This window comes from Amycolatopsis sp. NPDC045836, assembly GCF_056431745.1.
Map to the genome: position 1 here is coordinate 320,183 of NZ_JBWKKF010000008.1, position 24,011 is coordinate 344,193.

Consider the following 24,011-nt stretch of genomic DNA (forward strand, 5'->3'; position numbering starts at 1 on the left):
TTCCTACGCTGCGGGAATGGTGAAAGTGGCCCGGGTGGTGCTCGGCTTGCTGTCGGTGTTCGCGGTGCTCGGCGGGGGTGCGCTGGTCACGATGGTGATCATCTACTTCGGTCCGGGCGAATACGTGTTCGAACTGTCGGAGATCGGTGGCTGGGGCGTGCTCGCCGGTCCGGTTGCGCTGGCGCTCTACACCGCGGGGGCACTGGAAGCGCACATCGCCGCGCGGGTGGGCGTCGGCGTGGTGCTGATGTTCGCCGTGTTCATCGGGTGCTACCTGATCGCGTACCTGGTTTCGCTGACCGCGGACCGCGGTGGACCGCGAGGCAACCTGGAGGACGGCACCTTCGGCCTGCTCTGGCTGCTGGCCGGTGCCTTCTTCCTCTGGCGCCTCGCGGTCCGCGGTGCCTGGCCGAAGCCGCTGACGCGGGTCAGTCCCAGCTGACCGGCAGCACGATCGGGCCGCGGGTGGCCAGGCCGTCCTTCCACGCCACCTCGGCTTCGGAACCGGCGAACCGCAGCCCCGGCAGCCGCCGCAGCAGGGTGTCCAGCGCCACCTGCAACTCCATCCTGGCCAGCGGCGCGCCGAGGCAGTGGTGGGCACCGTGCCCGAAGCCGACGTGCGAGGCCCCGCTGCGGTCGAAGTCGATCCGGTCGGGGTCGCGGAAGACCTTCTCGTCCCGGTTCGCCGAGGTCAGCGCGGGCAGCACCGGTTCACCCGCCTTCACCAGCACCCCGCCGAGTTCGACGTCCTCCAGCGCGTAGCGGGGGATCCCGGCACCCAGGCCGAGCGGCACGAACCGCATCAGCTCCTCGACCGCCCGCGGCACCAGGCCGAGGTCGTCCCGCAGGCGCTCCAGCAGTTCGGGCTGGGTCAGCAGCACGTAGACGAAGTTCGGGATCTGCGACGCGGTGGTCTCGTGACCCGCCACCAGCAGGGCCTGCGCCAGCGACAGCAGTTCCTCCTCCGAGAGCCGGTCGTCGTTGTCGCGGGCCAGGGTCAGCGCGCCGAGCAGGTCGTCGGCCGGCTCCTCGCGCCGCTGCGCGACCAGCCCGGCCAGGTAGACCCGCATCTTCTCCACGTACTCCACCACCTGCTCCATCGGGAACTTCGTGGTGGACAGGAAGGCGTCGGACCACAGGCGGAAGTCGGCGCGGTCCTCGAACGGCACGCCCAGCAGCTCGCAGATGACCGTGATCGGCAGCGGCAGGGCGAAGTCGGCGACCAGGTCGGCGGGCGCGCCCCTGGCGTGCATGGCGTCGACCAGCCCGTCGGCGATCTCCTGGGCCCGCGGGCGCAGGCGTTCCACGCTGCGCACGGTGAACGCCTTGGTGACCAGCCGCCGCAGCCTGCTGTGGTCGGGCGGGTCCATGCTCAGGATGTTGCCCGGCGGGGGCAGGTGCGCCCGCATGCGCGGCTCGTCGCGGCCGACCGCCGCGGCCCGGCTGAACCGCGGGTCCCCGAGCACCACCTTGACGTCCTCGTACCGGGTGGCCAGCCACGCCGGCTCGCCGTGGGGCAGCCGGACCCTGGTCAGGGGCTCCTGCTCGCGCAGCGTCCGGAACAGCGGCTCGGTGTCCAGGCGCTCCGGTTCGCTGAAGGGGTAGGACCGCGGTTCCGCGGCCTTCGAGGTGGTCATCAACCGGCTCCTCTCGTGGTAGGTCACATCCTAACCATTAAGTCAGTCGCTTGCTTGATCTGTGATCTTGGTCGGTTTACCGACCAGTTCGGTAGGTAACTCGTTAGCGTGAGCACCGTGGCCCGACCCTTCCGGCAGCACGCGGACGAGGAGATCCTCGACCGCGCCGCCGCCCTGTTCGCCCAGCACGGGTACGCCCAGACGACGCTGAAGTCGGTGGCGGACGCGGTCGGCCTGTCCAAAGCCGGCCTGCTGCACCACTTCCCGAACAAGGAAGCGCTCTACGCGGCCGCGCAGGACGTGGCAAGGGAGCAGGGCAGGCGCGTGCTCGACCGGCTGGCAGCGCTGCCGCCGGGTCCGGAGCGGGACGTGCGCGCGCTCGACCTGCTCACCGACATCGCGCTGGACCGCCCGGGGCTGGTGGCCCTGGCGTTCCGCGCGGTGACCGCTCCCGAGGCCGAGCCCGCGCTCGCCGCGGAGGACATGTTCGTCTCGCAGATCTTCGGCGTCGACCTCAGCGAAGGCACCTCGGCCCGGCCGGAGCGCCTGGTCCGGGTGGTCGGTGCGCTGAGCGCGCTGGCCGTGCTCACCCTGGCCGCCAACCACCGCGAGGAGAAGACCACCTGGCGGCCGCTGATCGTCGCGACCTGCACCGCCGCGCTGGGCCACGGCCCCGCGGACCCCGCTCCTCCCGCTGCTCCCCAACCCCCCGTGGAGGCTTGATCCCGATGGCACGTCTGTTGTACCGGCTCGGCTTCGCCGCCCAGCGGCGACGGCTGGCCGTGGTCCTGCTGTGGCTGGCGGTGCTGCTCGCCTCCGGCGTCGGCGCGCTGACCCTGTCCGGCACCACTTCGAACAACTTCTCCATCCCCGGCCAGGAGTCGACCACGGCGCTGGAGAAGATCAAGAGCGCCGGTGGGGGCGGGGCGACCGCCCAGGTGGTCGTGCAGGCCCCGCCGGGGCAGGTGCTGACCACGCCGGAGAACGCGCAGGTGGTCGGCGGCCTGGTGGCCAGGCTGAACACGCTGCCGGGGGCGGTGGGGGCGACCAACCCGCTGGACCCGGCCGCCCCGGCGATCAACCCCGAGCTGACCACCGCCTACAGCACGGTCAACTACTCGGCGCCGCCGGGCGGGGTGACCGAGGAGCAGCAGTCGGCCCTGTTCGCCGCGGTGGAGCAGGCGCGGGCCGGTGGGTTCACCGCCGAGGTCAAGGGTGAGGCGACCATGGTCGCGCCGCACATCGGCGGGGCCACCGAGGCCGTCGGCGTGGTGCTCGCGCTGGTGATCCTCGCGCTGACCTACGGCTCGCTGGTGGCCGCCGGGATGAACCTGCTCACCGCGGGTGTCGGCGTCGGCATCGGCGTGCTCGGCATCACCATCGCCACCGGGTTCATGGACCTGCAGTCCACCACCTCGGCGCTGGCCGGCATGCTCGGCCTGGCCGTGGGCATCGACTACGCGTTGTTCATCATCAACCGCTACCGGCACGAACTGCGGGAAGGCCGGGACGTGCCCACCGCGATCGCCACGGCGGTCGGCACGGCCGGTTCGGCGGTGGTCACCGCGGGCATCACCGTGGTGATCGCGCTGCTGGGGCTGATCGTGGTCGGCATCCCGTTCCTGACCCAGATGGGCGTGGCCGCGGCCGCCACCATCGTGGTCGCCGTGCTGGTCGCGGTGACGCTGGTCCCGGCGGTGCTCGGTTTCCTCGGCAAGCGCGCGCTGCCGCGCAAGCAGCGGTCCGAGCCGGTCGGCGCGGAGCCGGAGGGCAAGTTCCACGAGGGCTGGATCCGCACCGTCACCGGGCGCCGGGTCGTCGCGCTGCTGCTGGCCATCGTCGGGCTGGGCGCCATCGCGGTGCCGGTCACCTCGATGCGCACCACGCTGGTGCAGATCCCGGCGGCGGACAGCACCCAGGAACGGGCCGAGCAGCTGCTCACCGACGCGTTCGGCGCGGGCGTGAACGGGCCGATCATCGTGTTGTTCGAAGGCCCCGCCGCGGCCGAAGCGGCCACCCGGGCGATGGGCCCGATCGACGCGATCGAGGACACCGCCGTGGTCGCGCCGCCGCGGCCCGGCCCCGGTTTCGCCATGCTGACGGTGATCCCGGAGTCCGGGCCCACCAGCGAAGCCACCGAGCACCTGGTCGACGACCTGCGGGGTTACCTGTCGGGTCTCGACGGTGTGGAAGCTTCGGTCACCGGGGCCACCGCGGTCAGCGTGGACGTGGCCGTCTCGCTCGACGAGGCGCTGCCGATCTACCTGGTGATCGTGGTCGGCCTGGCGTTGCTGCTGCTGGTCCTGGTGTTCCGCTCGCTGCTGGTGCCGCTGGTCGGGGTGCTGGGCTTCCTGCTCACCGTCGGCGCTTCGCTCGGCGCGACGGTCGCGGTGTTCCAGTGGGGCTGGCTCGCCGACGTGGTGAACCTCGACGCGCCGGGCCCGCTGATCAGCCTGACGCCGATCCTGGTCATCGGCATCCTGTTCGGGCTGGCGATGGACTACCAGATCTTCCTGGTGTCGCGGATGCACGAGGCGCACCACCGCGGCGCTTCACCGAAGGACGCCATCACCACCGGCTTCCGGCAGGCCGCCCCGGTGGTCGTCGCGGCGGCGCTGATCATGTTCTTCGTCTTCGCCGGCTTCGTGCCCGCGGGTGAACCGGCGATCAAGTCGATCGCCTTCGCCCTGGCCATCGGCATCCTGGCCGATGCCTTCGTGGTCCGGATGGTGCTGGTGCCAGCCGCCCTGGCGCTGCTCGGGGAACGGGCCTGGTGGCTGCCGAAGTGGCTGCGGTGGCTGCCGGAACTGGACGTCGAAGGCGCGGCGTTGACGGAGGAGCGGAAGCCTGCGGCCGAGGCTCGTCAGAAGGTGGACGCTGGTCGCTGAGTGAAGGGGGGAGTGGGGCGCTTCTCGCGGGGAGCGCCCCACTTCCGCGTTGCGAACGGCGGAGAAGCTCACCTCGGCTGGCCTGCCGGGATGGCTCTGCGAGGTCGGCTCCGCGAAGTAGGTGGTCCGCTTGAGCTGGCCAACGCGCTGGAAGTCGCAGCCGGCGGGTTCGAGACGGCAGCGCGCACACTCGCCGAAGCCGACCCCCGGCACGGCCACCAGCGAGGCGATGCAGGCGAGCGGGATGCCGGCGCTGACCCCGTCATGGGTGGCCGCCGCGCGTAACGACCAGGCGGGCCGCGCCGCGGCGTTGGACCACGCCGACGAACTGGCGCAGCGCACCGGCGAGGGCAACGCCCTGTGATTCGGCTTCGGCCCGTCGAACGTCGGGGTGTGGCGCATGTCGGTGGCCCTGGAGGCCGGTGAGCACGGGGAAGCCGCCGAGCTCGGGCGCACCGTGGACCCCGGTGCGCTGCCGTCACCGACACGACAGGCCGCGTACTGGCGGGAGCACGGGCGTGCCCTGGCCCGCGTGCCGAAGCGCCACGACGAAGCCGTGCTGATGCCGTGCTGTGCCGTGCCGATCTCTCCGGCGCGGATCCACCGGCACCCGTTCATGCGCTCCGTCCTTTCCGAACTGCTCGCGAAGGCGAAGCACGATGCGGTGGGCCGGGAGCTGCGCGGCATGGCGTACCGCGCGGGCCTGCCGGGGTAGCCACCCAGCTGGTCGCGCCGGTGGCAGAGGTTCGCCACCGGACCCGCTTCCTGGTGGCAGGCATCCGCCGGGTGTCGTGCGCGAAACGATGCCGGGTGAGCTGAGCCGTGGGCCGATGTGGTGGCGGCCGAAGACCTGGTGGAAGCCGGAACGCAAGCGGCACGTCGGTCAGTGCGCTCCGCTGGGCGCGGCGGTCGAGCGGCTGGCGGCCGGGTCGTGAGCCGCCGACGTGGTCACACCAGGGGGACCGGTGGGGTGTCGGCGCGCCGCCCGTGTTGGACGGCGGCGAACGCCGCCGCGATGCCCTCGACGCCCGTGGTCATGGCGGTGCGGTCCAAGGAGAACGGCAACCGCACGAACCGTTCGAAAGCGCCCCCCACCCCGAACCGTGGGCCAGCCGCCAGGTGCACGCCGAACTGCGGGGCCACCGCCGCCAGCGCCGAGCTGATCGGGGCGGGGAGCCGCGCCCACACCGACAACCCGCCCATCGAACGGCCGGCCCGCCAATCCGGCAGTCGATCGGCGACCAGGTCCAGCAGCAGCGCCCGCCGGGTGCGCAGTTCCGCCAAGCGATCCGGCAGCAACCGGTCGAGGTCCCCGAGCAGTTCGGCGCAGGCCAGTTGCTCCACCACCGGCGTACCGAGATCGGTGCCGGCGCGGGCCTGCGCCAGGCGCTGCACCAGGTCCCGGTCCGCCCGCAGCCAGCCGACCCGCAGCCCGCCCCAGAAGGTCTTCGACGCCGAGCCGATCGAGATGGCGCCCGGGTGGTGCGCGGCGAGCGGGACCGGCGGATCGGCGTCCAGCGCCAGGTCCGCCATCGTCTCGTCCACCACCACCGGGCAGTCCAGCCGCAGCCGTGAACGGTCCACCTCGGACATCAGCAGCCCGGTCGGGTTGTGGAAGTCCGGGATCAGGAACGCCAGAGCCGCCCCGCGCGCGGCCGCCCGCAGCCCGTCGATGTCCCAGCCGCCGTCCAGGAGGGCCACCGGGGTGATCCGGCACCCCGCCGTCCGCAGCACCTGCAAGGCGTGCGGATAGCTCGGGTGCTCGGTCACCACCCGGTCACGCGGCCGCAGCAGGGTTCGCACGAGCAGGCTGAACGCGTGCTGCGCGCCGTTGGTGACCAGGATCTGCTCCGCCGTCGTCGGCAGGCCGCGGTCGGTGTACCGCCGGGCCACGGCCGCCCGCAGCTCATCCAGCCCGACCCCGGCGTAACCGTGGCGCGGCAGGTAGCGCGGCAGCTGGTCCAGTGCGCGGGTGAACGCCCGGTGCAGCGCCTCTCCGGGGGCGGGGGAGGCCGCGTGCGAGAAGTCGACCAGCTCCGGTCCCGGGGGGCCGGGCTCCGGCTGCCGGTCGCCCGGCGGCACCCTGGTCCGGCTCCGCGCCCGATCGCGGGTGCTGAGGTAACCCTGGTCCCGCAGGGTGGCGTAGGCGGTGGACACGGTGGTGCGGCTGATCCCGAGCACCGCCGCCAGATCGCGTTCGCCGGGCAGCGCGGTGGCCAGCGGCAGGCGGCCGTCGAGGATGAGCAGGCGGATCAGGTCGCTGAGCCGCCGGTGGGCCGGTCCCGGCCCGGCCGAGAAGTCGCCGAGCAGGCGGGCGAGCGCGTGGCTGCTGGTGTGCACCGGGCCAGCGTTGCCGATCTGGCCCTTTCTCTCAAGGCCAGACGGATCGCATGATCACCGGCATGAGCACCGACGCCGTGGCCCGGCGGATGACCGCGGGCGAGCAACTGCGGGCCGGGCGCAAAGCCCGCCGCGTGCCCCAGCTCCTCCTCGGCCTGGTCGGGTACGGCGTTTCCGTCACCTTCCTGGTCGAGTCCGGGTTGGGTGCGTCGAGCTGGAGCGTGCTCGCCGAAGGCGTCTCGGACCGCACAGGGCTGAGCTTCGGCTGGGCGACCAACCTGATCGCGGTGGCCGTGCTGCTCTTCTGGCTCCCGCTCCGCGAACTGCCCGGCCTCGGCACGCTGCTCAACGTGCTGCTGGTCGGGCTTTCGGCGGACTTCGCGGTCTGGTTCCTGCCGCGGCCGGGGTCGCTCGCCGCGCAGTTCGGCTACTACCTGCTGGGCCTGCTCATGCTGAGCTTCTTCGACGCGGTCTACCTGGGCGCCCGGTTCGGTTCCGGGCCGCGTGACGGGCTGATGACCGGGGCCGTGCGGGTCACCGGCAGGCCGATCTGGCTGGTGCGGACGGGAATCGAGGTGGCCGTGCTGACCGCAGGCTGGAGCCTCGGCGGCACGGCCGGGTTCGGCACCCTCGTGATCGCGCTGGCGATGGGCCCGCTGGTGCAGCAGTTCCTGCGGCTCACCACGGTGCGCCTGCCCGGGGACGGCCTGCTTGACAAGCCGGAGAAACCCGGCTGAAAATACCCGACAATCGACAAGAAACAACAAGAGGAAACAGGGGTAGCCGGTGCGCAAGAGCGTTCTCCTCCTGGTCGGGCTGCTCCTGTTCGCGGGCGCGGTACCCGCGACGGCGAAGACGGGCAGGCCCGCCCCCACGTACTTCAACAACGCCGCCACCCCCGGCGCCGATCCGTTCGTCCACTTCGACCGGGCGAGCGGTTACTACTACGCCTACTCCACCGAGGGCGCCGATCCCGGCCACCACTTCGGCATCTACCGCTCACCCGACCTGGCCACCTGGGAGCACCTGCCCGGTGGCGCGCTCGAAGCGGGCGAGGCGGGCACCTGGGCGCACGACTGGTTCTGGGCGCCGGAGCTGTACCACAACGAGCGGACCGGGCTGTACTACCTGTTCTACTCGGGACGGATGAACCAGAACGTCGCCGAGCACTTCAAGTACGCGGACTTCGAGGAACCGTCGAAGGTGGGCGTCGCGGTCTCGAACTCACCCGCCGGCCCGTTCCGCGACGTGGCCCCGGGGCCGCTGGACTACCACCCGTACGACCCGGACTACCACGACGTCAACCTGCTCATGGACGCCGAGCAGAAGAAGCCGCCCGCCACCCTGGCCGAAGGGCAGACGGCGCCGCTGGGCACCTACCTCCCGTTCATCGACCCCAACGTCTTCTTCGACGCGGACGGCCGGATCTACCTCTACTTCTCCCGCAACGCCTACCGGAACTGGGTGTGGGACACCGATCTCGGCAAGTACGTCGAGGAGTCCAACATCTACGCGGTCGAGCTGACCACCGACTGGTGGCACGATCCCAGCGGCAGCACCAAACCGGCGATCGCACCGTCCTACCGCGACACCAACCTGGACCCCGCGGACCCGCCGGGCACCCGCAAGGACGGCTTCACCCCGATCCTGGCCTACGGTTCGGACAAGCAGGCGTGGGAGAACGCGCACGTCGACGACTACGCGAAAACGGGCGGGGCGAAGAAGGACCGCCGCTGGGCCGAAGGTTCGACCACCGTCCGCACCACCGACGAGCACGGCAAACCGGTCTACCGCCTGACGTATTCGGCGAACAACTTCGAGAACGAGCACTACGGCGTCGGTTACGCGACGGCGGACAGCCCGCTCGGGCCGTGGCGCAAGAGCCCGGCGAACCCGGTGCTCGCCCAGGACCCGGCGCAGGGTGTCCATTCGACCGGCCACGGCAGCATCACCGCCTCACCGGACGGCCGGGAGCAGTTCTACGTGCACCACGGCCGTCCGTCCACTACGGACAACCGGCGGCTGTACAGCTCGCGGGTGCGGGTGTCCGGTGCGCTCGCCATCGACCTGACCACCGCCGACCAGCCGATGCCGTCGGGGGTGGGCCCGCTGCGCGTCCGGGCGGGCGAACGCCTGCTGCACCTGCGTCCCGGGGTGCCCGGCGGTACCGAGATCACCGTGCGCAGCGCGCCGGGTGCCGCCTTCGACCTGGCCAATCCGCTGAACCGCCTGCGGGCCGGGCTCATCCCGGCGAACGCGGGCACGGTCACCGTCGACGGCGGCCACGTCACCGTGACCGTGCCGCGTCACGGCGCCGCCGTGCTGGAGGTCGGGTACCAGCGGCTGCGGGCCGACGGTTCGTACACCGATGTGGCGCAGAGCAAAACCCTCATCCCGGTGCTCAGTCACGGCTAAGCTGGGCCGCATGGACTTCGAGGAGATCGTCGTCGAGACCGACCGGCTCGATTTCCCGGCACTGGCCGCGGGGGACGGGCCGGTGGTGGTGTGCTGGCACGGTTTCCCGGACCACCCGGCCACCTTCGAGCCGCTGGCCGAGCGGCTGGTGGCGGCGGGCAGGCGGGTGATCGCGCCGTACCTGCGGGGCTTCCACCCGGACACGGCGGACGCGCTGGACTACGGCGGCAGCATCACCTTCGCCGCCGACGCCGCGGCCGTGGCCAGGGCCATCGACCCCGGCGGCGTCGACATGATCGGGCACGACGTCGGGGCGGGCATGGTCGGCCGGGTGGCCGCCGCCTGGCCGGAAACGCTGCGCCGGGGGGTGACGATGGCGGTGCCGCCGCCGGCCACGCTGAGCGCCGCGCTGTCCGACCCCGCGCAGCAGCAACGGCTGTTCTACATGTGGTTGTTCACCATCGAAGGGCTCGCCGAGATGGTGCTGCAACTGGACCGCAAGCTGATCGACTACCTGTGGGCCACCTGGTCACCGGGGCTGACGCCGACGCCGGAGCACCGCGAGCGCATCCACCGGATGTACGGCGACGAGCGCTTCATCGCGAACTCGCTGAAGATCTACCGCGCCAACTTCGACCCCAGCAGGCACGACCCGGCACTGGCCGAGTTCGGCGGCCGGACCGAGGCCACGGCGGGCAAACCGCTGCTGGTGCTGGCGGGCGCGGACGACGGCTGCATCTCCGCCGAGCACTTCGAGCAGGCGTACCGCGGCCTCGCGCCCGGCTCGGACGTGGCGGTGCTGCGCGACGCCGGCCACTTCCTGCACCTGGAGCAGCCGGACGAGGTGGCCGAGCGGGTGCTGCGCTGGTTCGACTCGATCAGGTGACATCCGGCTGATCCGGGGTCCGCCCAGCGGCACCCGGGTACCCACCCCGTGCTGGAAAGGGGTGCGACGTGGCCGACAACGACTATCTCGTTTTCCTGCTCATCGGCGCGCTGATGGTGTTCGCCGACGGGCAGATCCTGTACCGCAACGGCCGTCGCTACGCGGCCAATTCCGACGGCGGTTCGTCCGCCGACGCCACCATGGCCAGGATGGTGGTGATGGTGTTCCACCTGGTCGGCCTCGGTGTGCTGGCGCTGCTGTCCATCGTGAACATCGGCGAACCCGGCTCGAGCACCGTGCTGATCGGCAAGTTCGGGGTGTTCCTGCTGCTGCTGGCGGCCGCGCACGCGATCACCATCGGCTCGCTGTCGCGGCAGCGAAGGGAGCGCGAGTACCAGCAGCGGCAGGACCTCCCGCGGCAGGAAATGGTCTACCGCAACGAAAACGGTGTGGTGGTGCGGCCCGCCGAGGAATCGTCGGCGGACACCGCCGTCACCCCGGTACCCGGCCAGGCCGGTGCCGATCCGCAGGTGAGCCCCACCCTGGAGCAACGCGGACCGTACACCGCCTGAGGCTCAGGAAGCGGTGGCCACCTTCCACAGGTAGCCGTCGGGATCGCTGAAGTAACCGGAGTAACCGCCCCATTCGGCGGCGGTCGCCTCCTGGACCGCGGTGGCACCCGCCGCCACCGCGGCCCGCATCACCTCGTCCACCTCGTCCCGCGAGCCGGTGAGGTAGTGGAAGGAGGAACCGCGGAATCCGGACCCCTCTGCGGGAACCCCGGCGTCGGCAGCCGCCGCCTCCCATTCGTAGAGCGCCAGCGCCACCGCACCGGCGTTGCACCTGACGAAGCCGGGGTGGTCCTGCTCGACCTCGCAGCCGAGCCCGCCGACGTAGAACTCCTTGGCGCGCGCCACGTCCCTGACACCGAGCATGATGGTGCTGACCTGCAATTTCGTCTTCATGGCGGCCACGATAGGCACGCGGGGGGTGGCGGTGCTTCTCGAATCCTGATCGATCAGGCCGGGGGCACCCCGGACCGCCGCCTCGGCTCCGTGACCGCGGCGCGGGCGGGGGTGCGGTCGAACCGGCGCCTGCTCGCTTCGACGTCGGCGAGCGCGTCGATGAGCGTGGGGTGGACCGGCAGCACGGTGCTCACCCCGGTGGCTTCGACCACGCGGTTCACCACCGGCCCCCAGGTCACCATGGCCCACGAGACGTGCTCCTCGGCCGCCGCGGCGGCGGCTTCCAGCAGGGTCACCAGGCCGGCGGCCCCGAGGAAGCCGAGGCCGCGCAGGTCCAGGATGAAGTCCTCGCCGGCCGCGATGCGCCGCCTGGTGAACCGGTTGAGTGCGGGGGCGCCGAGCCGGTCGGCGTCTCCGGTCACGCAACCGATGACGACTCCGCTGCGGTGCACGCGAAGGTCTACGGACAGGTCACCGTCCCGTGGCAAGGTCGGCTCCTCGCGTTGGTCTGGCGGAAGAAATTCCCGAGCAAGGCCCATTATGCTCCGGGCCGGTGACCCCGGCAGCGCAACGGGGGTTTAGCTTTCTAGTGCACGGCCGGTGTCCGGCAGGGCCGTTCCGGCCCGCCCGAGCACGATCGGCAGGGACAGCACGAAGGTGCTGCCACCCGGCCCGCTGTCGGCCAGCACCAGATCACCCCGGTGCGCCCCGGCGATCGCCTTCGAGGTGCAGAGCCCCAGCCCGGTGCCCCGGTGCGTGCTGCCGAGCCGCTCGAACTTGCCGGACAGCCGGTCGCGGTGCTCCGGCGCGATGCCCGGCCCCTGGTCGGTCACCGCGATCTCCGCGCACGCGCCCTCGGTCCGCGGGGTGAGCCGGATCGGGGTGCCCGGCGGGCTGAACTTCGCCGCGTTGCCGAGCAGGTTCAGCAGGACCTGCCGATGCGGAAGGGGGTCCACCCCGGCCGGTTCGAACCCCCGCCAGTGCCTTTGCCGTGCCACAAGATCAACCGACGCCGGGGCCGATGAGGTGCCTCCTGCCCCAAGGGACGGTGTTCCCACCCGCCCAGCGCCACGGCGCCCGCGCCGCCCCAACGATCACACAGCTTCGGTAAACCCACACCGCACGCGAGGTCGCGCCGGTGGACGGAGGCAGGCACGCCGTGCCGCTGGGGCGGCCCGTCGCGCCTGCCTCCGCCCACCGGGTCCGAAGCGACCTCGCCGCCACGCCGGAGGCGTGGCCAACAATATGGTCTAGACCACCCGAAAGTAGGTACTGCCACTGTCCCGCCGGTGGTTATCTTGAGCCGACGGCCGTGTTCTCTCCGCTGTGGCAACGACGCTTACTAGGGAGCTGCGTATGTTCGGTCGTAAAGCACGCCTGTTCACCCTCGCCGCGCTGCTGGCGGTGTTCATCCCGGCGGGTCCGGCGGGCGCCGCGCCCGAGGCCGAGACCTGTCCGGTGAAGTCCAAGCCGGCCGGCAAGGTGCTCCAGGGTTACTGGGAGAACTGGGACGGCGCCTCCAACGGCGTGCACCCGCCGCTGGGCTGGATCCCGATCAACGACCCCCGCATCCGCCAGCACGGCTACAACGTGATCAACGCGGCCTTCCCGGTGATCCGCTCCGACGGCACGGTGCTGTGGGAGGACGGCATGGATTCCACGGTGAAGGTCGCCACACCCGCCGAGATGTGCGCGGCCAAGGAAGCCGGGGCCACCATCCTGATGTCGATCGGCGGCGCCACCGCCGGGATCGACCTCAACTCCAGTGCGGTGGCCGACCGGTTCGTCGCCACGATCGTGCCGATCCTGAAGAAGTACAACTTCGACGGCATCGACATCGACATCGAGACCGGCCTGGTGGGCAGCGGGAACATCAACTCGCCGTCGCCGTCGCAGGCGAACCTGATCCGCATCATCGACGGCGTGCTGGCCCAGATGCCGTCGAACTTCGGGCTGACCATGGCGCCGGAGACCGCCTACGTCACCGGCGGCAGCGTGGTCTACGGCTCGATCTGGGGCGCCTACCTGCCGATCATCAAGAAGTACGCGGACAACGGCAGGCTGTGGTGGCTGAACATGCAGTACTACAACGGCAGCATGTACGGCTGTTCCGGTGACTCGTACCAGGCGGGCACGGTCCAGGGCTTCACCGTGCAGACCAACTGCCTGAACCAGGGCCTGGTGATCCAGGGCACGACGATCCGGGTGCCGTTCGACAAGCAGGTGCCGGGGCTGCCCGCGCAGCCGGGTGCCGGTGGCGGGCACATGTCGCCGAGTCTGGTCGGGCAGGCGTGGAAGGCCTTCTCCGGCAACCTCAAGGGCCTGATGACCTGGTCGATCAACTGGGACGGTTCCCGGAACTGGACCTTCGGCGACAACGTGAAGTCGCTCCAGGGCCGCTGACCCCGGATCCCCCGTGAGCACGCTCACGGGGGATCTGCCCTTGAAAGATACATTCCTGTTGGTATGTAATTGCGGCGGCACGGAAGGAGGCCGTCGTGGCGAACAGGGTGTACGTCGTCGGGGTCGGCATGACCAAGTTCGAGAAGCCGGGGCGCCGGGCGGACTGGGACTACCCGCAGATGGCGAAGGAGGCGGGGACCAAGGCGCTGGCGGACGCCGGGATCGGCTACGAGCGGGTCGAGCAGGCCTACGTCGGGTACGTCTACGGCGAGTCGACCTCCGGGCAGCGCGCGGTCTACGAACTGGGCCTGACCGGCATCCCGATCGTCAACGTCAACAACAACTGCTCCACCGGCTCGACCGCGCTGTACCTGGCCGCGCAGGCGGTCAGGAGCGGGCAGGCGGACTGCGTGCTGGCGCTGGGCTTCGAAAAGATGCAGCCCGGTTCGCTCGGCTCCACCTTCGACGACCGCGAGCAGCCGCTGGCCAGCCACCTGCAGGCGCTGGCGGAGATCTCCGAGGTGCTCTTCCCGCCCGCGCCGTGGATGTTCGGCGCCGCCGGGCGCGAGCACATGAGGCAGTACGGCACCACCGCCGAGCACTTCGCGAAGATCGGCCTGAAGAACCACCGGCACTCGGTCCACAACCCGTACTCGCAGTTCCAGGACGAGTACACACTGGACGACGTCCTCGGCTCGCGGATGATCTACGACCCGCTGACCAAGCTGCAGTGCTCGCCCACTTCGGACGGTTCCGGGGCGGCGGTGCTGGCCGGTGCGGCCTTCGTGGAGGAGCACGGACTGGCCGGGCAGGCGGTGGAGATCGTCGGCCAGGCGATGACCACCGACTCCCGGTCCACTTTCGACGGCAGCGCGAAGAACATCGTCGGCCACGACATGAACGTGCGCGCCGCGCGGCGGGTCTACGAGCAGTCCGGCCTCGGCCCGGCCGACTTCGGGGTGATCGAGCTGCACGACTGCTTCTCCGCCAACGAACTGCTGCTCTACGAAGCCCTCGGCCTGTGCGCCGACGGGGAAGCCGGGCAACTGGTCGACGACGGCGCGACCACCTACGGCGGCAAGTGGGTGGTCAACCCGTCCGGCGGGCTGATCTCGAAGGGGCACCCGCTCGGCGCCACCGGGCTGGCGCAGTGCGCCGAACTGACCTGGCAGCTGCGCGGCACCGCGGGCAGGCGGCAGGTCGACGGCGTCGACGCCGCCCTGCAGCACAACATCGGCCTCGGCGGGGCCGCCGTGGTCACCGCCTACCAGCGCGCCGAGCGCTGAAGAACCCCGAGGAGGAAACATGGGCAAGGTCAACGCGTCCGTGGAACTGCCCGCCGGCCAGGAGAAGGTCTGGGCGGAGTTCTCGAACCCGAACAACTTCGAGAAGTGGCTGACCATCCACACCAAGTGGAAGGGCGAGGTGCCCGCGGAGTTCCGGCAGGGGGCGCGGGCCACCGAGGTGGTCACCATGCTGGGCATGGCGAACGCCATCGCGTGGACGGTCGACGAGTTCGACGCGCCGAACCGGCTGGTCATCTCCGGCACCGGGATGGCCGGGGTCAAGGTCACCTTCGAACTGCGCGTGGCGGCGGCGGGGGAGCGGTCGACCGCCACCATCGACGCCGAGTTCACCGGGCAGATGATCGTCGGCGCGCTGGGCAAGGCGGTGGAGAAGGACGCCAAGAAGAACCTGGACCGGTCGCTGGAGAACTTCGCCGCACTGGTGTCGTGATGGGCGAACTGGCGTTCGACCCCGCGACGCTGGGGAAGTGGACGGACGAGGTCCGGTTCGACGTGACCGCCGAGCGGATCGCCGAGTACGCCGCCGCCACCAGCGACCCGATCCCGGCGCACCGGGACGGTGCGGTGGCGAGCCCGGTCTTCGCCATCGTGCCGGTGTTCCAGTCGCTGCTGGAACCGGCGCTGGAGGTGGTGCCGCTGCCGCTGCTCGGCCGGGTGCTGCACGGCGAGCAGGACTTCCGGTTCCACCGGCCGATCCGCCCCGGCGACGAACTGGTGGCCAGGGCCAGGATGCTCGGCTACCGCGGCAGGCCGAAGGGCACCGCGGCCGGGGTCCACCTGGAAACCCGCACCACCGCCGGGGAACCGGTCAACGAGCAGTACGTGACCTTCGTCGTCCGCGGGTTCGACGCCGGGGAGCAGGTCGGGGAACTCCCGCCGGGGCACCGGTTCGACGAAGCGCTCCGCGACCAGCCGCCGGTGGCGGAACTCACGCAGCACGTCGACGAGGACCAGACCTTCCGCTACGGTCCCGCCGCCGGCGACCCGATGCCGATCCACCTCGACGAGGAGGTCGCCAAGGAGGCCGGGCTGCCCGGCATCATCGTGCACGGCCTGTGCAGCCTGGCGTTCGCCTCGTGGGCGGCGCTGACCGAACTGGCCGGCTCGGACGTGACCCGCCTGCGGCGGCTGGCCGTCCGCTTCGCCAAACCGGTCTTCCCCGGGCAGGACCTGCACACCCGCTTCTGGCGCACGGCCCCCGGTGCCTGCGCCTTCGAAACCACCGCGGGGGCGCAGGTGGTGCTCACCGACGGCCTCGCCGAAATCGGCTGAAGGGAACGAGCATGGGCGCACTGGACGGGCGGGTGGCCGTGATCACCGGGGCCGGCCGGGGGATCGGCCGCGAGCACGCGCTGCTGTTCGCCGCCGAAGGGGCCGCGGTGGTGGTCAACGACCTCGGTGGCGCCAACGACGGCAGCGGGGCCGACGCCGGGCCCGCCGCCGAAGTGGTGGCCGAGATCACCGGCGCCGGCGGGAAAGCCGTCGCCAGCACGGCCGACGTGGCTTCCTGGGACGGTGCCCGGCAGCTGGTCGAGCAGGCGGTGACCGAGTTCGGGCGGCTCGACGTGGTGGTGAACAACGCGGGCATCCTGCGCGACGCCTTCCTCGCCGGGATGGACGAGGCGCAGTGGGACGCGGTGATCGCGGTGCACCTCAAGGGGCACGCCGCGGTGCTGCACCACGCGGCCGCGCACTGGAAGGCGCGGTCGAAGGCCGGGGAACCCGTTGCCGCTGCGGTGATCAACACGGCGTCGGCCTCCGGCACCACGCTGCCGAACGCCGGGCAGGCGAACTACGGCGCGGCGAAGGCGGGCATCGCCGCGCTCACGCTGGTGGCCGCGGCGGAGCTGGAGCGCTACGGCGTGCGGGTGAACGCCATCGCCCCGATCGCGCGAACGCGGCTCACGCTGGCCACTCCGGGCATGGGCGCGATTTTCGCGCAGGAGGTCGGAGCCGGGGAGTTCGACGCCTTCGCGCCGGCCAACATCGCGCCGCTGGTGGCCTACCTGGCCACCGCGGACTGCCCGCACAACGGCCAGGTCTTCGCCGTGCAGGGCGGGTCCATCCAGCGACTGCGGGGCTGGACCGCCGCCGAGACCACCGAGACCGACGACCCGTGGACGATCGACGAGGTGGCTTCGCGCCTCGGTTCGTGGTCGCTCACATAGTCGAACCCGCATACCACTCTGTGAGCGGTGTACCGCGCGGAGTCACCTTCCTACCCTGGAAGCGGATCGGGTGTCCCGATGGGAAGGTGGTTCCGCGATGGGTGGATGCAACTGCTGCAGCTCCTGCACCGGTGCCAACTGCGGCTGCTGCGGGAGCTGCGGCTGAGTCGGCCGTCCACGACACCGGGAGTGGGCGTGCCCCGCGTCGAACGCGGAGGACGACCCGCTCCCGGCGCTCGCTCAGAGGCGTTCCTGGAGCGCTTCCGCGGCGGCGAGCAGGTCCGCCGCCCAGCGCGCGCCCGGTTTCCGCCCGATGCGCTCGATCGGCCCGGAAACCGAGACCGCGGCGACCACCGTGCCGCCGGAATCCCGCACCGGCGCCGAGACGCTCGCCACACCGGGCTCGCGTTCGGCGACGCTTTGCGCCCAGCCGCGCCGCCGGACCTCCAGCAGCGTGCGCTCCCCGTAGACCGCGTCGGTCAGGATCGCGCGCTGGGTGTGCGGATCCGACCACGCGGCGAGCACCTTCGCGCCGGAACCGGCGGTCATCGGCAGGCGTGAGCCGATCGGCACGGTGTCGCGCAGGCCACTCGGCGGCTCCGCGGTCGACACGCACACCCGCTGCACCCCGTCCCGGCGGTAGAGCTGCACGCTCTCGCCGGTGATGTCCCGCAACTTCGGCAGCACCGAGCCCGCCGCGTCGAGCAGCGGATCCGTTGTGCCACCGGCGAGTTCGGCCAGTGCCGTGCCCGGCCGCCACCGCCCGTCCGGCCCGCGCCGGAGCAGCCGGTGCACCTCCAGGCCGACCGCCAGCCGGTGCGCCGTGGCCCGCGGAAGGCCGGTCCGGCTGCAGAGTTCGGCGAGCCCGCACGGATCTTCGGCGACCGCCTGCAGCACGGCCACCGCCTTGTCCAGGACTCCGATACCGCTATGCTGTCCCACAGCGCGATACTATCTTCCCGCACTTTGGGAAGTCCAGATCCTGGGATAATCCCGGCAACAGTCTCTTCAGGAGGTGCCCTGATGTCTTCGAAACGGGGCCGCACGCTGGCGGAAAAGGTGTGGGACGCCCACGTGGTGCGGCGGGGCGAGGGAGCCGAGCCCGACCTGCTCTACATCGATCTGCACCTGGTGCACGAAGTCACCAGCCCGCAGGCGTTCGACGGCCTCCGCCTGGCGGGCCGCCCGGTGCGCCGTCCGGACCTGACCATCGCCACCGAGGACCACAACGTGCCGACGGTCGACATCGAGCTGCCCATCGCCGATCCGGTGTCCCGCACCCAGGTCGACACGCTTCGCCGCAACTGCAAGGAGTTCGGCGTCCGGCTGCACCCGATGGGCGACGCCGAGCAGGGCATCGTGCACGTGATCGGCCCGCAGCTGGGGCTGACCCAGCCGGGCACCACGGTGGTCTGCGGGGACAGCCACACCTCCACCCACGGCGCGTTCGGCGCGATGGCCTTCGGCATCGGCACCTCGGAGGTCGAGCACGTGCTGGCCACCCAGACGCTGCCGCTGCGTCCTTTCAAGACGATGGCGATCAACGTCGAGGGGCAGCTGCGCCCCGGCGTCACCGCCAAGGACGTCATCCTCGCGGTGATCGCCAAGATCGGCACCGGCGGCGGGCAGGGCTACGTGCTCGAGTACCGCGGCAGCGCGATCGAGGCGCTGTCCATGGAAGCCCGGATGACGGTCTGCAACATGTCCATCGAAGCCGGCGCCCGCGCCGGGATGATCGCGCCGGACGAGGTGACCTTCGCCTACCTCAAGGACCGCCCGCACGCGCCCAAGGGCGCCGACTGGGACGCCGCGGTGGCCTCCTGGCGCGAGCTGAAGACCGACGAGGACGCCGAGTTCGACGCCGAGGTACACCTCGACGCCGACGCGCTCACCCCCTTCGTGACCTGGGGAACCAACCCCGGCCAGGGCCTGCCGCTTGGCGACTCGGTGCCCGACCCGGAGCGCATCGCCGACGAGAACGAGCGCTCGGCCGCCGAGAAGGCCCTGTCCTATATGGATCTCAAGCCGGGCACCCCGCTGCGGGAGATCCAGGTCGACACCGTCTTCCTCGGCTCCTGCACGAACGGCCGCATCGAGGACCTGCGGGCGGCCGCGGAGGTGCTGCGCGGGCACCGGGTGGCCGACGGCGTGCGGATGCTGGTGGTCCCCGGCTCGATGCGGGTGCGCCAGGCGGCCGAAGCCGAGGGGCTGGACAAGGTCTTCGCCGACGCCGGGGCGGAGTGGCGCCAGGCGGGCTGCTCGATGTGCCTCGGGATGAACCCGGACCAGCTCAAGCCCGGTGAGCGGAGCGCGTCGACCTCCAACCGGAACTTCGAGGGCAGGCAGGGCAAGGGCGGCCGGACGCACCTGGTCTCGCCGCTGGTGGCCGCGGCGACCGCGGTGCGGGGCACGCTGTCCTCGCCGGAGGACCTGGTCCCCGCCACCGCCGGTACCGCCCGGTAAGTACCCGCCGGCGGACGCAAAAGCCCCGGTCACACCCCAGATCCAGGAGTCATCCCATCATGGACCCCTTCACCACCCACACCGGCGTCGGCGTGCCGCTGCGCCGGTCCAACGTGGACACTGACCAGATCATCCCGGCCGTCTACCTCAAGCGCGTGACCCGCACCGGCTTCGAGGACGGCCTGTTCGCCGCCTGGCGCTCGGACAGCGGGTTCGTGCTCAACCAGGAGCCGTTCCGGGCGGGCAGCGTGCTGGTGGCCGGGCCGGACTTCGGCACCGGCTCGTCGCGGGAGCACGCGGTCTGGGCGCTGATGAACTACGGCTTCCGCGTGGTCATCTCCTCCCGGTTCGCCGACATCTTCCGCGGGAACTCCGGCAAGCAGGGCCTGCTGGCCGCCCAGTGCGAGCAGGCGGACGTCGAGCTGCTCTGGAAGCTGCTCGAGAACGACCCCGGCACGGAGGTCACCGTGGACCTCCGGGAGAAGACCGTGCGAGCCAAGGACTTCACCGCGCCCTTCGCGATCGACGACTACACCCGCTGGCGGCTGCTCGAGGGGCTGGATGACATCGCTCTCACCCTGCGACACGCCGATGAGATCGATTCGTTCGAATCGGCCCGGCCCTCCTGGAAGCCGGTGACCACCCCGCAACCCGGCTGAGCTGCGAAGATTCCCTGCTCAACAAGGGAATACAGGCCCCGCCGACCGGCGTCGAACCCGTGCCGAACGGCCCCGGACAGCCCCGATGAGGGTCCCTCCACCGGCGGAACCACCGCCGATACAAGGGAAAAAATCCGCGTGCCGTTTGGAATTTGTGCTGCATTGGTAATACCGTGTGCGCAAGTCGGCCGAAGGAGGCCGTGTACGGATAGTTCTTCTTGGAGGACCGGAATGGCCAACAAGGCCCAGCTGATCGAGGCGCTGTCGGAGCGTCTGGGCGACAAAAAGGTTGCATCGGAAGCGGTCGACGGTCTCGTCGACATCATCATCCGGACGGTCAACAAGGGCGAGAAGGTGAACATCACCGGCTTCGGGGTGTTCGAGAAGCGCGCCCGCGCCGCCCGGACCGCGCGGAACCCGCGTACCGGTGAGACGGTCCGCGTCAAGAAGACCAACGTGCCCGCCTTCCGCGCCGGCACGACCTTCAAGGACGTGGTCAGCGGCGCGAAGAAGCTGCCGAAGGTCACCGCCGCCAAGAAGGCCGCCACCGGTACGCGGGCCGCGGGCACCACCGCGCGCGCGACCACGACCCGGGCGACGGCCAGCCGTCCGAGCACCACCCGCAGCACCACGACTCGCACGCGCGCCACCACCACGCGCAGCACCGCCGCGAGCCGTACCGCTGCCAAGGCGGCGCCGAAGACGGCTGCCAAGGCCACCACGGCCAAGGCGACCACGGCGAAGAAGACCACCGCCAAGGCCGCGCCGAAGGCCGCCGCCGCGAAGACGACCACCGCCAAGGCCACCACCGCCAAGGCCGCGCCGAAGGCGACCGCCGCGAAGAAGACCACCTCCGCGGCCAAGCGCACCACCGCCGCGAAGAAGAAGTAGGGCGTTCGAAGCGGTACCCACGGCGGGGCCCCGTGCTGACCGGCACGGGGCCCCGCCGTGTGTTTCGGCACCGGGTTTCGAACGCCTCCCGGGGGTCCCGCCGCCCCGCGACGGTGTGCGCCCCCCGCCTAACGCTCGCTAGAGTCGGGGGTCGCGGCGTGCGACCGCGGACTGGAGGAGGTAGAGCCGTCATCGACATCCGGCTGCTCGGCTCGTTCGAAGCCGCGATCGGCGGTGCGCCGGTCGCCCTCACCAGCGCACGCCAGCGCGCGCTGCTCGCCGGACTCGCGCTCTCCGCGGGCCGCCCGGTCTCGATCGACTCGCTGGCCCGGTTCATCTGGGGCGAAAGCCTGCCCGCGCGCGTGCGCGGCAGCCTGCACACCTACGTGATGCGCCTGCGGCGCTCGATCGGCGAGGACACCGTGGCCACCGCACCCGACGGCTACCGGCTCGTCGTGGAGCCCGAGCGGGTCGACGCACTGCGGTTCCTCCGCTTGCTCGACGACGCGGTGGAGCAACCGGACCCGGCCGCCGAACGGCGGTTGCTCGGCGAGGCGCTGGCGCTGTGGCGCGGCACCCCGCTGGAGGGCGTCGGATCACCCGCGCTGGCCGAGGACTGGGCACCCCTGCTCACCGAACGGTACCTGCTGGCGGTGGAACGGCGGATCGATCTCGACGCCGGTGTCGCCGAAGGCCCCGAGCTCGCCGCGGAACTCACCGAACTGATCGCGCGTTACCCGCTGCGGGAGTCGTTGTGGGAACGGCTCGTGGTGGAACTGGCGCGGTTGGGGCGCCGGGCCGAAGCGCTGGCCAGGTACGCGAAACTGCGGGAACTGCTCGCCGAGGAACTGGGGGTGGAGCCGGGGGCGCGGTTGCGCCGGTTGCACCTGGAGCTGCTTTCGGCGGGCACCGAGGCCCCGGAAGCACCAGCGGCCCGCGACGACGTGCCGCGGCAGCTGCCGTTCGACGTCACCCGGTTCACCGGCCGCGACACCGAACTCGCCGAACTGGACGCGTTCCTGGCCGGGCAGCACGCGCGCTCCACCGCGATCGCGGTGATCGAAGGCGCCGCCGGGGTCGGCAAGACCTCGCTGGCCGTGCACTGGGCCCACCACGTGCTCGACCGCTTCCCCGACGGGCAGCTGTTCCTCGACCTCCGCGGCCATTCGGCGGACACCCCGGTCACCCCGGACGCGGCGCTGGGCCGGTTCCTGCGGGCGGTCGGCGTGGCGGCCGAGGCCATCCCCTCCACAGTGGAGGAACGCTCGGCGATGCTGCGCAGCAGGCTGGCCGGGGCGCGGATGCTGATGCTGCTGGACAACGCGCACGACGCCGACCAGGTCCGCCCGCTGCTGCCCGGGTCCGGGAACCTGGTGGTGGTCACCAGCCGCAGCCAGCTGCGCGGCCTGGTGGCCCGTGAGGGCGCGCACCGGCTGGCGCTGGGCTCACTGGACCAACGGGGCGCCACGGCGCTGCTGGCGGGCAGCGTGGGGCACGCCAGGCTGGCCGCCGAACCCGACGCGGTGGCCGAACTGGCGGACCTGTGCGGCCGGTTGCCGCTCGCGCTGGCCCTGGCGGGCGAACGGGCTTCCCGGTTCGGCGGCATGTCCATCGCCGGCATCGTGGAGGAACTGCGCGACCAGCGCTCGCGGCTGGACACCCTGCGGGACCCGCACGACGCCGGCACCGATCTGCGTGCGGCGTTCTCGTGGTCCTACAAGGCGCTGCGCCCGGACGCGGCGCGGTTGTTCCGCCTGCTCGGCCTGCACCCCGGCGTGGACATCAGCCTGCCCGCCGCCGCGGTGCTGTGCGGCCGCCCGGTCCGCGAAACCCGGGACCTGCTCGACCAGCTCGCTTCGGCGCACCTGCTCAACCAGCCGCGCGCCGACCGCTACCAGTTCCACGACCTGCTGCGCGTCTACGCCACCGAGCGGCTGGAGGAGACCGAAAGCCCGGCGGAACAGGAAGCCGGTTTCGGCAGGCTGCTCGACTGGTACCTGTGCGCCGCCGCCGAAGCCAACAGCCACGTGCGCCCCGACCTGCTCACCGAGGACGTGGTGCTGCCGGTGGTGGACGGTCCCGAGGTGCGCTTCGCCGACCGCGCCGCGGCCACCGCGTGGTACCTCGCCGAGCGCTCCACCCTCGGCGCGCTGGTGGCCGCGGCGGCCCGGCGCGGCTGGTCCACCCGGACCTGGCAGCTCGGCTGGCTGCTGCGCGGGTTCAACGCGGAGCGGCATGACATCGATGACTGGATCGAAGTCGCCCGCCGCGCGGTGGAGGTCGCCGAGGCCGTGCACGACCGGCTCGGCCTCCAGTACGCCGCGAACAACCTGGGTACCGCGTTGCTGCGCGCCTCCCGCACCGACGAAGCGCTGGCGGCGCTGGAACAGGGCCTGGCGGCGGCACCGCCGGGCGGCAACGCGCTCAGCGTGGCCATCCTGAGCAACCTCGCCGGGGCCTACTACCTGCGCGGGGAATACGAGGAGTCCTACCGCTACAGCTCCGAGGGCGTCGAAGCCGCCCGCCGGTCCGGGCAGCAGACCTACCTCGCGCACGCCGAACTGAACCTGAGCGCCAGCTGCATCGGGCTGGGCAAGTTCGACGACGCCGCCGAGCACGCGACCAAGGCGCGGGAGACCTTCCTCGCCCTCGGCGACCAGTACCACGCCGCGCTGGCGAACGGGAACCTCGCCGAGGCGCTGGGCCGGACGGGCAGGCTCGACGAAGCGCTGGAGCACGCCCTGCACGCGCTGGCCGCGTTGCGCGAGATGAACGCCGACTACGGCACCATCGACGTGCTGATCACGCTCGGCCAGATCGAACGCGCGAGGGAGAACGGCGACGGGGCCCGCACGCACTGGCGGGAAGCGCTGGCGGCCTGCCGCCGGCTGAACGACCCGCGCACCGGCGAAGTGCAGGCCCTGCTGGACGAACTGGGAGGACAACCGGGACGGGATGCGCCGCACCCCTAGACCGTCGCATCCCGCCC

General features: G+C 71.6%; 25 protein-coding genes. 19 read left to right on the forward strand and 6 right to left on the reverse strand.

The window, feature by feature from the left end; genetic code table 11:
- Positions 1 to 16: 16 nt before the first annotated feature.
- On the forward strand, positions 17 to 442 hold the full coding sequence (locus AC07EG_RS18100) for a hypothetical protein (RefSeq protein ID WP_478254252.1): 426 nt from the start codon (positions 17 to 19) through the stop codon (positions 440 to 442).
- Here AC07EG_RS18100 and AC07EG_RS18105 read toward each other — a convergent pair.
- Positions 429 to 1,637 carry a cytochrome P450 gene (locus AC07EG_RS18105; protein ID WP_478254253.1) on the reverse strand — a complete coding sequence of 403 codons (1,209 nt, stop codon included), beginning with the start codon at positions 1,635 to 1,637 and terminating at the stop codon, positions 429 to 431. The two genes, AC07EG_RS18100 and AC07EG_RS18105, sit on opposite strands and share 14 nt — an antisense overlap.
- Before the next feature lie 117 nt (positions 1,638 to 1,754).
- On the opposite strand from AC07EG_RS18105, the gene AC07EG_RS18110 reads away from it, so the two are divergent.
- The 5 genes from AC07EG_RS18110 (at position 1,755) to AC07EG_RS18130 (ending at position 5,460) form a co-directional block, all read left to right on the forward strand.
- Positions 1,755 to 2,360, forward strand: a complete 606-nt coding sequence (locus tag AC07EG_RS18110; RefSeq protein ID WP_478254254.1) for a TetR/AcrR family transcriptional regulator — start codon at positions 1,755 to 1,757, stop codon at positions 2,358 to 2,360.
- A 5-nt stretch (positions 2,361 to 2,365) separates the two neighbouring features.
- Positions 2,366 to 4,525: an MMPL family transporter gene (locus tag AC07EG_RS18115; RefSeq protein WP_478254255.1), complete on the forward strand. Its 2,160-nt coding sequence runs from the start codon at positions 2,366 to 2,368 to the stop codon at positions 4,523 to 4,525.
- 130 nt (positions 4,526 to 4,655) lie between these two features.
- Positions 4,656 to 4,889: a hypothetical protein gene (locus tag AC07EG_RS18120; RefSeq protein WP_478254256.1), complete on the forward strand. Its 234-nt coding sequence runs from the start codon at positions 4,656 to 4,658 to the stop codon at positions 4,887 to 4,889.
- A 36-nt stretch (positions 4,890 to 4,925) separates the two neighbouring features.
- Positions 4,926 to 5,240, forward strand: a complete 315-nt coding sequence (locus AC07EG_RS18125; protein ID WP_478254257.1) for a hypothetical protein — start codon at positions 4,926 to 4,928, stop codon at positions 5,238 to 5,240.
- A gap of 76 nt (positions 5,241 to 5,316) precedes the next feature.
- Positions 5,317 to 5,460 (forward strand): hypothetical protein, encoded by a 144-nt coding sequence (locus tag AC07EG_RS18130; RefSeq protein WP_478254258.1) that lies wholly within the window; start codon positions 5,317 to 5,319, stop codon positions 5,458 to 5,460.
- Between the two features lie 13 nt (positions 5,461 to 5,473).
- Here the strand turns inward: AC07EG_RS18130 and yczR are convergent, their stop codons facing one another.
- The gene (gene yczR / locus AC07EG_RS18135) at positions 5,474 to 6,865 is read right to left on the reverse strand and encodes a MocR-like transcription factor YczR (protein WP_478254259.1); all 1,392 of its coding nucleotides are present in this window, start codon (positions 6,863 to 6,865) and stop codon (positions 5,474 to 5,476) included.
- Positions 6,866 to 6,927: 62 nt separating this feature from the next.
- Here yczR and yczE point away from each other — a divergent pair, with 62 nt between their 5' ends.
- The 4 genes from yczE (at position 6,928) to AC07EG_RS18155 (ending at position 10,738) form a co-directional block, all read left to right on the forward strand.
- Entirely contained in the window at positions 6,928 to 7,602 is a 675-nt protein-coding gene (gene yczE, locus AC07EG_RS18140; RefSeq protein WP_478254260.1) for a membrane protein YczE, read from the forward strand.
- Positions 7,603 to 7,651: 49 nt separating this feature from the next.
- A complete protein-coding gene (locus AC07EG_RS18145; RefSeq protein WP_478254261.1) occupies positions 7,652 to 9,280 on the forward strand; it encodes a family 43 glycosylhydrolase in 1,629 nt (542 codons plus the stop codon).
- Between the two features lie 10 nt (positions 9,281 to 9,290).
- Positions 9,291 to 10,166, forward strand: a complete 876-nt coding sequence (locus tag AC07EG_RS18150) for an alpha/beta fold hydrolase (protein WP_478254262.1) — start codon at positions 9,291 to 9,293, stop codon at positions 10,164 to 10,166.
- A gap of 68 nt (positions 10,167 to 10,234) precedes the next feature.
- Complete coding sequence (locus tag AC07EG_RS18155) at positions 10,235 to 10,738, forward strand: hypothetical protein (RefSeq protein ID WP_478254263.1); 504 nt, start codon at positions 10,235 to 10,237, stop codon at positions 10,736 to 10,738.
- Between the two features lie 3 nt (positions 10,739 to 10,741).
- Here AC07EG_RS18155 and AC07EG_RS18160 read toward each other — a convergent pair whose 3' ends face one another.
- The 3 genes from AC07EG_RS18160 to AC07EG_RS18170 are packed head-to-tail and all read right to left on the reverse strand — an operon-like array spanning position 10,742 to position 12,087.
- A complete protein-coding gene (locus AC07EG_RS18160) occupies positions 10,742 to 11,131 on the reverse strand; it encodes a VOC family protein (RefSeq protein ID WP_478254264.1) in 390 nt (129 codons plus the stop codon).
- 53 nt (positions 11,132 to 11,184) lie between these two features.
- Positions 11,185 to 11,670, reverse strand: a complete 486-nt coding sequence (locus tag AC07EG_RS18165; protein ID WP_478254265.1) for an STAS domain-containing protein — start codon at positions 11,668 to 11,670, stop codon at positions 11,185 to 11,187.
- A 39-nt stretch (positions 11,671 to 11,709) separates the two neighbouring features.
- Positions 11,710 to 12,087 (reverse strand): sensor histidine kinase, encoded by a 378-nt coding sequence (locus AC07EG_RS18170; protein ID WP_478254266.1) that lies wholly within the window; start codon positions 12,085 to 12,087, stop codon positions 11,710 to 11,712.
- A gap of 400 nt (positions 12,088 to 12,487) precedes the next feature.
- Here AC07EG_RS18170 and AC07EG_RS18175 point away from each other — a divergent pair, with 400 nt between their 5' ends.
- From AC07EG_RS18175 to AC07EG_RS18195, 5 genes are all read left to right on the forward strand, one after another.
- A complete protein-coding gene (locus AC07EG_RS18175; RefSeq protein ID WP_478254267.1) occupies positions 12,488 to 13,534 on the forward strand; it encodes a chitinase in 1,047 nt (348 codons plus the stop codon).
- A 95-nt stretch (positions 13,535 to 13,629) separates the two neighbouring features.
- A complete protein-coding gene (locus AC07EG_RS18180) occupies positions 13,630 to 14,820 on the forward strand; it encodes a lipid-transfer protein (protein ID WP_478254268.1) in 1,191 nt (396 codons plus the stop codon).
- A gap of 19 nt (positions 14,821 to 14,839) precedes the next feature.
- Positions 14,840 to 15,271: a type II toxin-antitoxin system Rv0910 family toxin gene (locus AC07EG_RS18185; protein ID WP_478254269.1), complete on the forward strand. Its 432-nt coding sequence runs from the start codon at positions 14,840 to 14,842 to the stop codon at positions 15,269 to 15,271.
- Positions 15,271 to 16,113 (forward strand): MaoC/PaaZ C-terminal domain-containing protein, encoded by an 843-nt coding sequence (locus tag AC07EG_RS18190; RefSeq protein ID WP_478254270.1) that lies wholly within the window; start codon positions 15,271 to 15,273, stop codon positions 16,111 to 16,113. The genes AC07EG_RS18185 and AC07EG_RS18190 overlap by 1 nt, the downstream gene beginning before the upstream one ends.
- 11 nt (positions 16,114 to 16,124) lie before the next feature.
- Positions 16,125 to 17,009 (forward strand): SDR family oxidoreductase, encoded by an 885-nt coding sequence (locus tag AC07EG_RS18195; RefSeq protein ID WP_478254271.1) that lies wholly within the window; start codon positions 16,125 to 16,127, stop codon positions 17,007 to 17,009.
- A 240-nt stretch (positions 17,010 to 17,249) separates the two neighbouring features.
- On the opposite strand, the gene AC07EG_RS18200 is transcribed toward AC07EG_RS18195, so the two are convergent.
- On the reverse strand, positions 17,250 to 17,951 hold the full coding sequence (locus AC07EG_RS18200) for an IclR family transcriptional regulator (RefSeq protein ID WP_478254272.1): 702 nt from the start codon (positions 17,949 to 17,951) through the stop codon (positions 17,250 to 17,252).
- Positions 17,952 to 18,032: 81 nt separating this feature from the next.
- Here AC07EG_RS18200 and leuC point away from each other — a divergent pair, with 81 nt between their 5' ends.
- From leuC to AC07EG_RS18220, 4 genes are all read left to right on the forward strand, one after another.
- A complete protein-coding gene (gene leuC / locus AC07EG_RS18205) occupies positions 18,033 to 19,472 on the forward strand; it encodes a 3-isopropylmalate dehydratase large subunit (protein ID WP_478254273.1) in 1,440 nt (479 codons plus the stop codon).
- Between the two features lie 59 nt (positions 19,473 to 19,531).
- On the forward strand, positions 19,532 to 20,131 hold the full coding sequence (leuD, locus tag AC07EG_RS18210) for a 3-isopropylmalate dehydratase small subunit (protein WP_478254274.1): 600 nt from the start codon (positions 19,532 to 19,534) through the stop codon (positions 20,129 to 20,131).
- Between the two features lie 231 nt (positions 20,132 to 20,362).
- Positions 20,363 to 21,022 carry an HU family DNA-binding protein gene (locus tag AC07EG_RS18215; RefSeq protein WP_478254275.1) on the forward strand — a complete coding sequence of 220 codons (660 nt, stop codon included), beginning with the start codon at positions 20,363 to 20,365 and terminating at the stop codon, positions 21,020 to 21,022.
- 158 nt (positions 21,023 to 21,180) lie between these two features.
- Entirely contained in the window at positions 21,181 to 23,994 is a 2,814-nt protein-coding gene (locus AC07EG_RS18220; protein ID WP_478254276.1) for an AfsR/SARP family transcriptional regulator, read from the forward strand.
- Positions 23,995 to 24,011: the final 17 nt, after the last annotated feature.